Here is a 13,435-nt window from a genome sequence, read left to right as displayed (position 1 = left end):
TGCCGATGAATATCGGACATCCAAAGAATTTCGCGAGTGGTGTGCAAGTCAGGGGTACCTACTGTGCACGATAACGATCCAGGTTTCTCTTGACCCTCCCATGATGGCAAGGTGTACGGTGTCAGTATGGTGAACACTAAGTTAGGAATGACCAGTATGTCGAACAAGAATCTGGCGGGCGTCGGCGCGTCGATCATGAGCCTGCCAATCGAGGGGATGACCTGCGCGTCCTGTGTCGGGCGGGTCGAAGCGGCACTTCGAAAGGTCGAGGGCGTGGGCAGTGTCGCAGTCAACCTCGCGACGGAGCGGGCTGAAGTACGACCACGCAGAAACGCTACTGTCGAACGTGCTGCCCTGGTGCAGGCGATCGAGAAGGCTGGCTACGATGTTCCTGCGCAGACAATCGAACTATCGGTCGAAGGCATGACCTGCGCGTCATGCGTCGGGCGCGTCGAGCGTGCGCTCCGGGCCGTGCCAGGCGTGACTCAGGCTACGGTAAACCTCGCCACAGAGCGTGCAACGGTACGGGGTACGGCAGCGACCGACGCTCTGGTGGCAGCGATCGACAAAGCGGGATACGACGCGCGTATCCTCGATGCCCTTGCCCGCTCCGGCGATGACGACGCTGCATCGAGAAAGGACGCGGAGCGACTGTCGATCAAGCGTGACCTGGTGATTGCGACCGCTCTCGCGTTGCCGGTGTTTATTCTCGAAATGGGCTCCCATCTGATTCCGTCCATGCACCATTGGGTAATGGACACCGTCGGCCGAGAGTCGAGCTGGTACCTGCAGTTCTTGCTGACGACGCTGGTGCTACTGATCCCGGGGCGCCGCTTCTTCACGAAAGGTTTTCCCGCGCTGCTGCGACTGGCACCCGACATGAATTCGCTCGTGGCGCTCGGTACGCTGGCGGCATACGCGTACTCGGCGGTTGCTACATTCAAGCCTGGCGTGCTGCCGGCTGGCACGGTCAACGTCTACTTCGAAGCGGCTGCCGTGATCGTGGCGCTGATCCTGCTGGGACGATTTTTGGAAGCCCAGGCAAAGGGACGTACTTCACAGGCCATTCAGCGGCTGGTGGGCCTGCAGCCGAAAGTGGCCCACGTGGTACGCAGCGGGCGCCCGATCGATATACCAATTGGCGATGTCGTAGCTGGCGAAGTCGTCGAAGTACGTCCAGGCGAGCGTGTCCCAGTCGACGGAGAGCTCACCGGCGGCGACAGTTACGTCGACGAATCCATGATCACCGGCGAGCCTGTCCCGGTACAGAAACGCGCCGGGAGCGCAGTGGTGGGCGGGACTGTCAATCAGAGGGGCGCCTTTACTCTCCGCGCCACGGCGGTGGGAGGGCATACCGTGCTTGCCCAGATCATTCGTCTGGTCGAACAGGCACAGGGCTCTAAACTGCCGATCCAGGCTGTTGTCGACAGGATAACGATGTGGTTCGTTCCGGCCGTGATGATTGCTGCCTCGATCACCTTCCTGGTCTGGCTGGCTTTTGGCCCTTCACCAGCGCTGACTTTCGCCTTGGTGAACGCCGTTGCCGTGCTCATCATTGCTTGTCCGTGCGCCATGGGATTGGCGACACCGACGTCGATCATGGTCGGTACCGGGCGCGGCGCGGAGCTGGGGGTGTTGTTTCGAAAGGGCGAGGCGCTGCAACTGTTGAAGGACGCCAAAGTGGTGGCGGTGGACAAAACCGGAACCTTGACCGAAGGGAAACCAGTGCTGACCGATCTCGAAGTGGTCGACACGTTCATGCGAGCCGATGTATTGGCTTACATTGCAGCCGTGGAGTCGCGCTCGGAACACCCGATTGCCCGCGCTATTGTCGAGGCTGCTGAGAAGGAAGGCGTTGTGCTTGCCGCGTCGGCCGAGTTTGAATCCGTCACCGGGATGGGTGTGTGTGCCAATGTCGAGGGCGTGCGCGTGGAGATCGGAGCAGACCGCTACATGCGGTCGCTGGGCCTGGATGTCGGGACGTTCGCGCAAACCGCCGAGAGGCTGGGTCGCGAAGGAAAATCACCGCTCTACGCAGCAATCGATGGTTTCCTGGCCGCGATCATCGCCGTCGCCGACCCGATCAAGGAGAGCACGCCAGCTGCGATCTCGGCGCTGCATCAGCTGGGTCTAAAGGTCGCGATGATCACCGGAGATAACGAACGTACCGCCAAGGCGGTCGCGGCACGTCTCGGTATCGACGAGGTTGTTGCTGAGGTACTACCCGAAGGTAAAGTCGAAGCGATCCAGCACCTTCGCGCTGCGCACGGGGCCGTGGCTTATGTGGGCGATGGCATCAATGATGCTCCAGCGTTGGCTGAGGCCGAGGTGGGCCTTGCGATTGGGACCGGTACCGACATTGCGATGGAAGCCGCGGACGTGGTGCTGATGTCGGGCAGTTTGCAGGGCGTACCTAACGCCATCGCGCTGTCGAAAGCGACCATCGGTAACATCCGCCAGAATCTTTTCTGGGCTTTCGCCTACAACACTGCCTTGATTCCCCTGGCAGCCGGCATGCTGTACCCAATTAATGGCGTCTTGCTGTCGCCGGTCTTTGCCGCCGGCGCGATGGCATTGTCCAGCGTTTTCGTCCTGGGCAATGCGTTGCGCCTGCGGGGCTTCAGGCCGCCGCTAATTGGTGAATGAAAAGGGAGAAAACAGATGAACATCGGTGAAGCATCCAAGACATCGGGCGTGTCAGCCAAGATGATCCGCTACTACGAGGACACCGGGCTGATCCCACCCGCAGCCCGCACCGGGTCGGGCTACCGTGCATATGCACGGAACGATGTGCACCGCTTGGGGTTTATCCGCGGTGCACGGGATCTCGGGTTTTCGGTAGCGGAAATTGGGGAATTGCTCAGCTTGTGGAGCGATCGCGCACGGCAAAGCGCCGACGTCAAACGTTTGGCGCAGGCCCACATTGTCGAGCTTGAAAAGCGGATTGAAAGTCTGCGGGAAATGGCAGACACCTTGCAGGAGCTGGTCAGCTGTTGCGCAGGTGATGAGAGACCGGATTGTCCGATTTTGGCAAAGCTCGAACATCCTGACGAGGGTGACGCGATGTCTCAGCTGCAACCGGGCATGACGTCGGTCTTCCGCAACATGGCGTCGGTGGGAAAGTAACTAAAACCGCGCTCCAGGCTGCGCGGCTTGGGAACCGCGGCTTTTATTGAGCGCAACAACAAGCCCCTGCCGGGCATGAGGTCCGTAAAACCGGACGTGCAATCCGGCCGGGGCGGGGACGTCATAAAGCCCGCGGCGGAAAACCTGCTTCGGTCAGAGCGTGCTCGATCTCGGCGCGTGTAGCAGATGCCACAACTTGCACGGTGCGCTTCGGCGGATCAGCGGTTACCTGTGCATTGGCGTCGACCGATTGAATAGCCCTTGTAACGCCCCGTGCACAGCCGCCACAGGTCATGTTGTCGATGTGAAACTCCATGCGAACCTCCTTCTGTAAAGTGTGAGAAGAATCATGGGGCTTACAACGGTGGGAAAGTCAAGAGTTTCTTGAGAGGGCGAATCAAGCCGTTCGGTCGCTTCGGAGGTGGCAATGATGGAGGGCCTACTGAATCGCCTGCTCGCCGCCCGGCTACATAGTGCCAACCGAAGCTGCGCCAACAGTATTCCTGACAACTGAGCAGTCGAGCCTTCTCGGCCTGACTGGCTAGTCTCCGCGAGGGCCGGAGCAGTCAACGCGTGCGAGTCAAGAACATAGGGCTACATGTCTGTTATATGTGTGATGATTGATGAGGTACAGTACGCCGCACCGCAACAGAAGATGTTGGTTATAAGCATTTCTTCACTGCTCCTAGGCTAGGGTTCACGTGGTATACTGAATGCTAGCGATACAAACTGCCAAGGAGGCACCATGTTTGCATTCAGCCCGGTTTTCTCTCGTGAAGACGTGCGTCGCGTCGGCGAGAAGATGAACAGCAACTCGCCCCCCCAACTTTCTGATCGAACCAGAAAACTTCTTACTACTGTCCAATTCTCAAGCGGCGATCTTGTCAAAGCAACATCGGGCGCTGTAATTGAAACCTCGTTGGAACTACAGAAGGGCAAGTAACATTTGCAATATCTTTATCCACTTCTGGTTTCTGGTCCCAACGATGTTCCGGGCGCGCTAGCTTACTTCGTATATAAGCGAAGCAAAGTGGAATGGCGTGACAAATTCGTCCTTGATCATGGTCGTCAACCCTCTCCGGACGAGGAAAAGGAATTCGTCAGGATTTTGGCACTTCCAGAAAGTGTAGCAAGCTTCAAGCAGCGAGGGGAACAACTAGCTACGCTGTTTGCGAACAAGCTGCTTGAAGAAAAAATGGCAGTTCTTGCTGCCGAAGTTGTGCAGTCTGAACTAGCGACCAAATTTACTTCGCTTGAGTCCCAGGTTGCATCGTCCATGACTCGCATTGAGGCCCGGTTCGACGAAAAGAAGACACTTGGCGGCTGGTTACGCGATATCGGCACCTCATTAATTTCTGGCTTCGGCTTGATCATCATTCTTGGTGCCGCAGCGCTGGGGTATGCCATGCTCAGCAAGATGAACTCCTCACTGGAGGAGGCAGCCGGGGTTGGTACACCTAAGGACCAAGCGAGTGCAGCGAAATAATCGCGCATGGGCCGCGATTTCCGACCACCTCATCTACCGTACGATACCGATGGCCCCAGCGTAGCCTTTGCTTATCTATTGCAGCTTCTTCAATAACGACCAAGTACGCAGTTCAGTTAAGAATGTCAGGTATTGCATTTCAGCTACTGGAAGTACCCCCGTAGATGACGGCCCTACACCAAAACAAGTCCATGCGACTTTCGCGCGCGAAAGTGTGTAGCTTGAGATTTCAACGTTGCTACATGTCATATCTCGCTCTCGCGTGTCTGAGGAATACAAATTCGATGGCTCAGCTAGGTGAAATGTGCATCGTCTTCCGCGCCTGAACATGGCTGTACGGTCAGCGCTATACTGGTGCCGGTAGACAAACAGCTCGAGAATGTCGCTACATTTCGGAGGTCGGAAAATGAGCTTACAAGATGCCGTAGACGTGCTGAGCGACCAAGCCGCTGGCCGACTAGTGCAGAGCCGATCCCAGTTGATTCCCGCCGCCCTCGCTTTAGATACAGCAAGTCTTGACACAACCAGCAGGGATGTCCTTGATGCAGCAGCAGGACTCAATTTGCTTGCAAGGGGAGGCGACCTACTGCTTGATCAAAAGGGACAAGAGCGCGCGGCCCATTTGGCGATGGTTGTCGCGGCACTGTATTGGCGTGCCCAGCGCGGCTATACCGGCAGAGACGGTGTGATAGTGTTTTTCGACGGCAACGTGCAAGGCTGGGTAGATGGGTTACACAATCCCGAACATTGGCGACCTGGATCCATCGCCGTGAATGAACTAGGCGATTCCTGGGTAGCGACCGGTGGAAACGAACAGAATGGTGCCAAAAGTTGGGAGCCCGAATGGACCGATGGTCGGCGCCTTACGACCAGCTAACTGGTCAATAATCCAGTGAAGGAAATTCGTTGGAGCACTGAATCGCAACATCCCATTCACTGGGCCACCTAAGATGTGAACTGCGGCAAGCCATGCGCCCGCGCATACCGCAACCACGCTTGCGGTATACGTCGCAGTCAAACATCTCCATGTCGGGCGTAAGCATGAGAATGCCCCGCGGGCATGCCGTTGCTGATAGCTGCTCGCCAGGCCGATGCCAATACTGCGGTCACTGGCTCGTTCCACTAACGCATATCCTGGATCCGAGCATGCTCGGGAAAACGCCTCAAGGGCCAGTCGAGGGAGGCGAGCCGCTATGCAAAGTCGCATAATCCGGTGCCAGTTCAGCTGTCAGAGTCATCGTTAACGACTTGGACGTACCAAGACTGCACCGTGCATTCTTTCGTTATATTGTCGAGTTCAAAGCCGCTGATCGTCATGCAACCGTCCCCAATCCAACGCACCACTGCATCGCGCAGGCGGGGCAGCACGTCAGCACCGACCTTTATATCGCGTAGAACAGCATAGGTCATGCTGCGGCGGAAGTCCTGGTCATACTGTTCGGTCAAGGTAAGATAGCCCATGTGTACAGGCTGGGCTGTTATAGACCGATGGCGGGGGAGGGGTCTGCCATCTTCGAATAGCTGAGCGACACGGACGAACATGACATATACAATGCTGTATAAAAACACAGTATAACAGATGCCTCTGTGGCAAGACATCGCGGCCAGGCAAACAAGCCACACGCCCACCATCATTCTCCCCATTCTACGCACCGTTCATGGACAGCGCCGAAAACTGCAAGGCCCTCTGGTAAAGTTGACCATTAACGGTACAAACACGTGATAGATTTGGTGGCTTGCTTTATAATTACTGTTTTACAACTTTTTGTGGCATCCACTTCGATACTGCCTTTAACAAATCATGCTTAGAACCGACCAGAAGGCAGCGATTCGTCAGGGCTTTGAGATGGGCTTCTCGGACACACGTATTGCCCGTAGTGTTGAAGGCATCAATCACATGCAGGTGTTCAACTACCGGCATAAGCTGAAGATACCGACGAGTGATATCGTCAACAGGCGTTACGACATCTGGACTCAGCTCATCTACAAGGGTGTGAGCATCGGCCAAATTGCCAGGATGTATGACGTCACCGAGAAGAGCATCAAAGTCCTGCTCTGGAAAAATCGTGACATATCCCTAGTCGAAGCAAAGGCCCAAGTGTTGAAGCTCCGGGAAGAAAACCAGTTACTCGAGTTGGGAGACGGTATTCCAAGCCTCGGTCAGCTCGGTCTTCAGTTCACACCGATCTCGCCGGAAGAAAAACCTACGGAAGAGGCGCTTGCCGACCAAGAGACCGAGGGACAAAAGGCCGGGTAGTAAACCTGCTCGACTTTCGCGCGCGAACGTCGAGCGTGATCTCCAAACATACCAGCTTCCTGCAACGACCGATCACCCTGGCACCCGCCGTCGCCCCACGACGCGGTTCTCGATCGACTGGCGTGACCGCCAATCACTGCTCATTGCGTGGCCGGCCACACACTTCGATCAAGCGCGTGTCCGGATGCGGATGGTGGTCTCCTTCTTCCTGATACCCTTTCAAGAACTCGTGCCAGTGCCGCGCAACGGTTTCCTTCATTGCCCCACATCCGACCAGCCGGACGGCGATCCGGTCCGCGTCGAGCTCGCGCGCTGCCGCGCCGCTATCGGTCCAGCGCGTCCAGAACCGATAGGCGTCCAATCGCGCCACATGGCCGACTTCGTGGGCAAGGATGAAGCGCACATCGGTATCGGTGAATTTTGCGAGGTCGAGCATCGCGGGGGAAATGACGATGACGGCATTACCCGAGAACGCGCCGGCTGCCGCCGGGGCACTCCCGATGACGAACGTCGGATTGAGTCGAAGACGCAGTCGGCGCGCATAGTCGCCGACTTCCTGGACGATAAATTGTTCGCGCGCAGTAGTCGCGCCCATGCGTGGGCCGAGCTTCTGATAGACCTGGTGGGGCCAGTCATAAAGCATCGCCAGCAGTGCGGCCGAGTAGATCGTGTTTGCGATCCTGCCTGTAAATCGCCCCTTTTTTTTGGCCGGCATTGCCGGCGCTGCAGCCGTCACGCGCTAGGCCGTCAACGGCGCCATGGCCCGTCACCCGTGCCGAAGTTGCGGCCACGGATGTCGACATTACCCACCATCGGCGTCCCATCGATGTTCATGCCCGTCGCATGCCCGAGATCCGGCCCTCGGCTCGGGCGGTAAGTCGTCCCCAGGCTGAACAGCTTCGGTATTTTCGAGAACCATTTTTTAAACATATGACCTCCTCACACGCTGCTGCGAGCCCACCAGGCCAGCAGCAGCACGACGATGGCGGCACCGGCCGCGATCCAGGAATACTTCTCCTTTTTGCTGATCTTGTGCGCCGCGAGTGCAGCGAAAGCATTTTGTCTCTTGTCCATGACCTGCTCCCATGCTAACGGATTGAGAAAACAACGACTTATTTTTTCGCTGGTAACTCGGTGCGCTTCCCTGAGAGCACCGTGTTGTGCAGCGTATTGGCAACGGCGCGCGCATTGGTGCCGCTGCCGTTCTGGTCGAGGCCTGACTCGGCCGCAGCCCGTTCGCCCGAAGTGCGATCCGCGTGGACCGTGTCGGCAACGCCTTTGACCCCATGTGCGACCTCGGTGGCGAATGTGTAGCCGCCGACAAGCTGCTCGGCCACCGACCGCTCGCCGCCTGCGGCACCCGATTTGCCAGTTCCGCTCGCAGCTTGGGCCCGCGGTCCCGTCGGAACCTGCTTGACCAGTCCGGCCGCGTTCACGCCACTATGATCCGTCGGCGAAGCGATGTCGAAATGGGCGCGAGGCTGGAGGTCCGCCGTCGCGAACTGGGCTGCGATCATGGCATTTACCGATCCCATCAGGAACTCGTTCGCTTGGAGCCGGTCCTCCGGCCGTGCGTTCTCCTCGGAAGCCAAGAGGTAGGCAGCGCGGTGCCGCGCCATTGCTTCGTTTGCCCGGTCATCCCCGACGATACGGTCTGTCACCCCCGCGTCCATATCATGCCGCGCCCGCTCCAGGTATGGCTGAGCTGCCGCAGAGTTCCCGAACAAACGCCCCTGGTTGAGCTGGAAGCGTTGGTATTCAGGATTCGTCTTCATCTGGTTGGCGACTTCCTTGCCGCCGATTTGAGCATTGAGGGACACGAAGCCGGACGATCTCTTGACCGCATCCGACGCGACATCGGAAAGCGACTTGGACTCGGACAGCGTCTTGGCATACTGCCGCTGCACACCAAGCGAGTGCTGCAGCGTGCGCGACTCGTCGGTACCGATATTTTTGAACTTGTCGCTCTGCAGCGCGGTGTTGAACGTCTTCGCCAGTGCCTGCGACTTCGCCACACTCTGGTCCTGTTCGACCCTGCGGCCGGCGGACATCGAGTCGGTCGCTCCAGTGGAAGTGGTGTGCTGTCCCTTGATGGTGGCCCCGCCGCTGACGCCGAATAGCCCGCCTTTGCCCGATAGGGGAGGCCCGACGGTCAGCTCGGCGCTGGCGCCCAGGCTCTCCTGTGTATTGTTCGCGTTCTGCTTGTCGGAAGTGACCGCATGTCCCGATTTCCCGGCCTGGATCGCCGAATAGTTGCGGCTGTACTCGTCCCTCAACGCCTTGAATGTCGACTCGGTGACCCCGAGCTTCTTGTAGTCCCCGGTCTGGAAGGCGCGGGTCCATGACTGCATGTTGGTTTGCCCGTCGGTTATCGACTGCATCTTCTGGTGCGCGGAAGTCAGGCTGTTGGAGGCCTCGCGATGCAAACTCCCAAACTGGGCGTTCGTTGCGATCGCCGGCACGGCGCCCGTAAGACTGACGTTCGTGCCGCCGACACCCTGCTCGGCCTTCGCCACACTGCTGTTCGTGACGAGCGGTGTCGCGTCGACCGGTGCCGGGTTGACGGCCTTGCTCTCGTCTTTCGAACCCGACGCCATCGAATCGGAGATCTTCACCAGTGCGGCCGACTGACCGAGCGCGAAGATGGTCGACATCAGGATCGGCAAGGTCGCCATCAGGTGACTTGCCGTGCCGATCTCGAGCGAGAAGTTCTTGTAGACCTCTACCGCGGTCGACTGGTTGATGAAGCCGCCCTGCGCGATCGCACGCATGAAGTTCGAAACCTGGATGTAGATCATCCCATTGATGAGCTCCGCGCCCACGTTCATGATCAGCAGCGGCCAGACGATCATGTGTACGGCCACCTTCATGTTCCGCGCGACACCCACGCCTGACCACATCATGAACAGGACGATCACCGGACCGAGCCCGATGATCACGGCAGTGATCTGGTTGGCGAACGCGCCGGCGTACATCAGCGATTCGAAGCCGTTGGCTGCAGCCTGGATGTTATTGCGCTCGATTTCATTCGCCTGCACCGCCATCGCCAGGCAGGTGCTCTTGTTGGTGCCGTCGGCGCGCAGGCAGTCCAGGTCGTTTTTTACCAGCTCCGCAAACAGCAGGTTGATCACCTCGGCATTGGCCTGAGCGACGCCGCCGGCAAGCCCGCCAGAAGTCAGGTTCGCCGTACGTACCGCTGCGTACTGGCTTGCAATGCCCGTAATCGTGAAGTCCCCGTCCGCGTTCGGCTGGTCGGCCGCATTAACTGCGCCCTGCACGACACGACGGAATGCGTCGGATCTGAGTGCCGCGTCGATGTCGGCGCCGACTTGGGCGGCCGCGTCCGCACACGTTGCAATATGATTCGTTCCTACCTGAATCTGGGTGACGATCGCGGTCGTGTTTTGCGCAGCCTCGGCCAGTAACATCCCGATCGAGGTGCGTTCGGACCCTACGTCCGTCCACACAGAAATCGGGGCCGGGCCGGCGGCCGCTCCGGTCAGGTTGCCGGCAAAGAGGACCCGGTCGGCGATCTGGGCGTAATCGGCACCGGAATCAGAATTCAGGCAAGCGCTCAGGACTGCGTTGACCTTCGACGGAATGCCTCCTAACCGCAGCACCGCGGTGCGCGACGTCAGCAGCGTTTTCAGCGGATTGATGAAGCCGCGGTTGGCCGCAGAGATGGCGGCGTAGTCGGTGCCGGTCGACTGCATCGCGGTCCTGACCTTGTCGCCGACGCTTGTCGACACCAGGCTTGCCGTTGCCGGCGCGATCGAGATCAGGATGGGGACGTTGTCGACCGTGGTCGTCGCACCGGTCATGCCGCTTTCGACCGTCACCGTCGTCTTCAGCGTGGGGGAGGTCAGGAAGATCGCCAGGCAAAACGGAATGAGCAGGGCGACCGCCCGTTTCCCCAGATCGGCGCCGGCCGTACCGCCAGGCGCCCCGGCGGCGGCGGCGGTCGTCATCATGAGCAGCGACCAGATCGCCGCAAGCAGCGCGAATCCCCACACCAGCATATCTTCCTGACACACCATCGCCACCGTGTTCAGGATCGCGTTCAGCGTCGTCAGGTCGCCATTGGCTGTGTAGATGACTTGATCTGGAAACATGGCGGTTACCGGTTAGTAAAGCCGTTGAGGATCGCAGCCTGGTTCAGCATCTGGGCGATTTCCAGTACCGAACGGTCATGGTCGCAACTTTGCTGCCGCTGCAGGAAGTCGTTCCGGAGCCGCTCGATGTTGTGCTTTGCCTCGTCGGTCAGCACGTAGGAATTGTTATTGCCGACGGCTGCGGCTCCCCGATACAGTGCGCTGCCGAGTTGGGCGGCCACGCAATTGCGGATTCCGACCCGCATCCTGCGCGCCATGCTTTTCCGCGCCTCCGGGTTGCTGGTCTTCTGCAGGAGCGCAATGATCGGGTAGTTCGCCTGGTGGAGGAACTGCAGCTGCGCCGTCGTGAACTGCCCGCTCGTGCCGCTGTTGATGATGCCGACGATCGACGCCGGATCGACGCCGGTGTCGTCGGGCGAGCCGAACAACATGCTGTTGATCCACCCCTCGATGCCTTGATAGTTGAAGTCGGTCACCCGGATCTGGCTGCAGATTTGCGGGTCGAATCCACCGCTCGACGGTGCCGTACCTGTCGGATCGAGACAGGTGTACAGGTGCAGCGGATAGTCGGGCCGGCTCGAGCCCGGTCCGCCACCAGTGACAAAGTCCTCGAGGGTGATGGTGGCGCCGCCCCTGCAGCTCACGCGCGGAATATTGTTAGTGGACTGGTTGCTGGTCGTGTCCTCGACGCCGGCCCCGTTGAACGAGCGGCAGGGTATCCCCGCGATTTCGTAGCCAAGGAGCGACAGCAGTACCTTGTTATTCAGCGAATTCGGATTGCTCGAATCGTCCGCGCTACCGTCAATGTTAGCCAATCCGATGACGCCGAGCACGGAACTCGATCCGGAGGAGACGATGGCCTTGACGACCTGGTTCCCGACGCGCGGGTTGACCTCTCCCTGTTTTCGCAGGTACTGCGCAGCGTTCGTATTGAATTCCTTCAGCCCCGCGGCGAGGTCGGTAAAGATGCCTTTCGCCGTCGAGCCGACCGCGCCATCGCCATCGGTCGAGTCGGAAAGGGCGCGCTCGGCCTTGTCGACGATCAGGTGAGCCAGGCTGCATGAGTTCTTGGCGAGGTTGTTCATGTTCTGCAGCATCGTCTGGAATTCCGTCATCAGCGAATCGAGTGAAGGCGAAATGACTTTGATGGCGGCCTTGAAAGCCAGGCCGGCTGCATTCGAGGCGACGCTTCTGAAAATGGCGATCAGCTCGGCACCATTGATGAAGCTAAAGCTGCCTCCGTACAGGTCGACCCCACCGCACCCGGCGTTCAGGCGCGGCGGATCGAAAGCGACGACGTTTACGTTGTGGATCGGGGTTCTCATCGAATAACCGCCGGCATGGATCACGACCCGGTCGCGGGCGGTGAACGTACCCGGCGCAGTCGAATTCGACATGAACATGGAGTTCAGGTCAGCCATGATGCCGGCCCTGGCGACGGTCGACAGCAGGAACAGGGTACTGATGGCCACGATGGTGCGCAGTTTCATGTTTGCCTCACTGGTATTGTTTTTGCAAGAGCGGCTGCAGCTTCCGCTTGATGGCGGCCGGGTCGTTTCCGTTGAGTTCAAGGCCGCCGAGGTCCTCGGTTGACGCCACCCCGCGGTTCCATACCGCCAGATCGCGCATCGTCTGGGACGACAACAGCTTCGTGGTGTGACCGGCGAATGCGATTTGTTTCACAAGCTCGTCCTGTGTGTAGAAGCCTTGGGCGATCACGCGATATTGGTTGTTGTCCTTGCCGTCCTGATAGGCCCGCGGACGGTGGACGTAGACAACGCTCGGTGTCAGCTTCAAGTCCAGCTTGCGATACAGTCCGTTGTCCCTCACCAGGGGGCCGCTGTAGCCGCGTGGACGCTTGCCGTCCAGTGACACGACAAGCGCTTCCATCCCATATTGGGCGCGCAACGCGCTCACGATGGGCATCTGCATGGCGCAGAAGCGGCAGCTGCCATCGACGAAAACGACCAGGCCGCCAGCCGTGGCCAGCTCCCGCGTTGCCTGTTCCTGTGCCAGGCGGTTCGCCGACCGGATCGATTGCGCACCGGCGCTGGCGTAGGGAATACGGTTGTTTTCGTTGAGCAGAGGGTCGGTGTTGGTCACCTCGCTCACCTTTTCAGAAAACCGCTGGGACTTGTCCATCGCAATGCGACGGACGTACAGATAAGCAGCGACATTCTCATCGGTCGGATCGTCGATGGCCCTTTCCTCGAGCAGCTTGTAGTTCTCCTGGAGCCACTTGACGTCGACCTTCCGGTCTTCCTTCTTCGGCTGAGGTGCGGGGGCACGGACCTGGGTTTCGGGTGGCTTCGCTGTTTTCCCCTTCACCACATACGGCTTGTAATGGAGGAACGCATCGCCGTAGCTGTCGTCGGTGCGCACTTCCTGCCCGAGTGCGGCGGTCGATAAGCCAAGGGCGAGTGGAATGATCAGGTAGCGCATGGCATGTCTGCG

The 13,435-nt window shown here is 59.1% G+C and carries 13 protein-coding genes and 1 pseudogene; 6 read left to right on the top strand and 8 right to left on the bottom strand.

What is annotated here, in order from left to right:
* Positions 1–156 precede the first annotated feature (156 nt).
* Together ACFPOU_RS04650 and cueR are read left to right on the top strand one after the other, a co-directional pair.
* Entirely contained in the window at positions 157–2,646 is a 2,490-nt protein-coding gene (locus tag ACFPOU_RS04650; protein ID WP_379717698.1) for a heavy metal translocating P-type ATPase, read from the top strand.
* A gap of 15 nt (positions 2,647–2,661) precedes the next feature.
* Positions 2,662–3,045, top strand: a pseudogene (gene cueR / locus ACFPOU_RS04645) (Cu(I)-responsive transcriptional regulator); the annotation flags it as partial.
* 202 nt (positions 3,046–3,247) lie between these two features.
* Here cueR and ACFPOU_RS04640 read toward each other — a convergent pair.
* Entirely contained in the window at positions 3,248–3,442 is a 195-nt protein-coding gene (locus ACFPOU_RS04640; protein WP_379717694.1) for a heavy-metal-associated domain-containing protein, read from the bottom strand.
* Positions 3,443–3,871: 429 nt separating this feature from the next.
* On the opposite strand from ACFPOU_RS04640, the gene ACFPOU_RS04635 reads away from it, so the two are divergent.
* The 3 genes from ACFPOU_RS04635 to ACFPOU_RS04625 all read left to right on the top strand — a co-directional run bounded on the left by ACFPOU_RS04635 (position 3,872) and on the right by ACFPOU_RS04625 (position 5,489).
* Positions 3,872–4,069, top strand: coding sequence for a hypothetical protein (locus ACFPOU_RS04635; protein WP_379717692.1), 198 nt, complete (start codon positions 3,872–3,874; stop codon positions 4,067–4,069).
* An 87-nt stretch (positions 4,070–4,156) separates the two neighbouring features.
* A complete protein-coding gene (locus tag ACFPOU_RS04630) occupies positions 4,157–4,612 on the top strand; it encodes a hypothetical protein (protein WP_379717690.1) in 456 nt (151 codons plus the stop codon).
* A 406-nt stretch (positions 4,613–5,018) separates the two neighbouring features.
* The gene (locus tag ACFPOU_RS04625) at positions 5,019–5,489 is read left to right on the top strand and encodes a hypothetical protein (RefSeq protein ID WP_379717688.1); all 471 of its coding nucleotides are present in this window, start codon (positions 5,019–5,021) and stop codon (positions 5,487–5,489) included.
* Positions 5,490–5,833: 344 nt separating this feature from the next.
* Here the strand turns inward: ACFPOU_RS04625 and ACFPOU_RS04620 are convergent, their stop codons facing one another.
* Positions 5,834–6,073 (bottom strand): hypothetical protein, encoded by a 240-nt coding sequence (locus ACFPOU_RS04620; RefSeq protein ID WP_379717686.1) that lies wholly within the window; start codon positions 6,071–6,073, stop codon positions 5,834–5,836.
* Positions 6,074–6,413: 340 nt separating this feature from the next.
* On the opposite strand from ACFPOU_RS04620, the gene ACFPOU_RS04615 reads away from it, so the two are divergent.
* On the top strand, positions 6,414–6,869 hold the full coding sequence (locus tag ACFPOU_RS04615; RefSeq protein ID WP_379717684.1) for a hypothetical protein: 456 nt from the start codon (positions 6,414–6,416) through the stop codon (positions 6,867–6,869).
* A 133-nt stretch (positions 6,870–7,002) separates the two neighbouring features.
* Here ACFPOU_RS04615 and ACFPOU_RS04610 read toward each other — a convergent pair whose 3' ends face one another.
* The 6 genes from ACFPOU_RS04610 to traF are packed head-to-tail and all read right to left on the bottom strand — an operon-like array spanning position 7,003 to position 13,423.
* Complete coding sequence (locus ACFPOU_RS04610; protein ID WP_379717682.1) at positions 7,003–7,584, bottom strand: M48 family metalloprotease; 582 nt, start codon at positions 7,582–7,584, stop codon at positions 7,003–7,005.
* A gap of 32 nt (positions 7,585–7,616) precedes the next feature.
* Entirely contained in the window at positions 7,617–7,799 is a 183-nt protein-coding gene (locus ACFPOU_RS04605) for a hypothetical protein (RefSeq protein ID WP_379717680.1), read from the bottom strand.
* A gap of 9 nt (positions 7,800–7,808) precedes the next feature.
* Positions 7,809–7,943, bottom strand: a complete 135-nt coding sequence (locus ACFPOU_RS04600) for a hypothetical protein (RefSeq protein ID WP_379717678.1) — start codon at positions 7,941–7,943, stop codon at positions 7,809–7,811.
* 38 nt (positions 7,944–7,981) lie between these two features.
* Positions 7,982–10,981, bottom strand: a complete 3,000-nt coding sequence (locus ACFPOU_RS04595; protein WP_379717676.1) for a conjugal transfer protein TraG N-terminal domain-containing protein — start codon at positions 10,979–10,981, stop codon at positions 7,982–7,984.
* Positions 10,982–10,986: 5 nt separating this feature from the next.
* A complete protein-coding gene (locus tag ACFPOU_RS04590; RefSeq protein ID WP_379717674.1) occupies positions 10,987–12,471 on the bottom strand; it encodes a conjugal transfer protein TraH in 1,485 nt (494 codons plus the stop codon).
* Between the two features lie 7 nt (positions 12,472–12,478).
* Entirely contained in the window at positions 12,479–13,423 is a 945-nt protein-coding gene (gene traF, locus ACFPOU_RS04585; RefSeq protein WP_379717672.1) for a conjugal transfer protein TraF, read from the bottom strand.
* Positions 13,424–13,435 lie beyond the last annotated feature (12 nt).

The organism is Massilia jejuensis, assembly GCF_042656795.1.
Lineage (GTDB): Bacteria > Pseudomonadota > Gammaproteobacteria > Burkholderiales > Burkholderiaceae_D > Telluria > Telluria jejuensis.
This window is presented reverse-complemented; position numbering and strand designations above follow the sequence as displayed.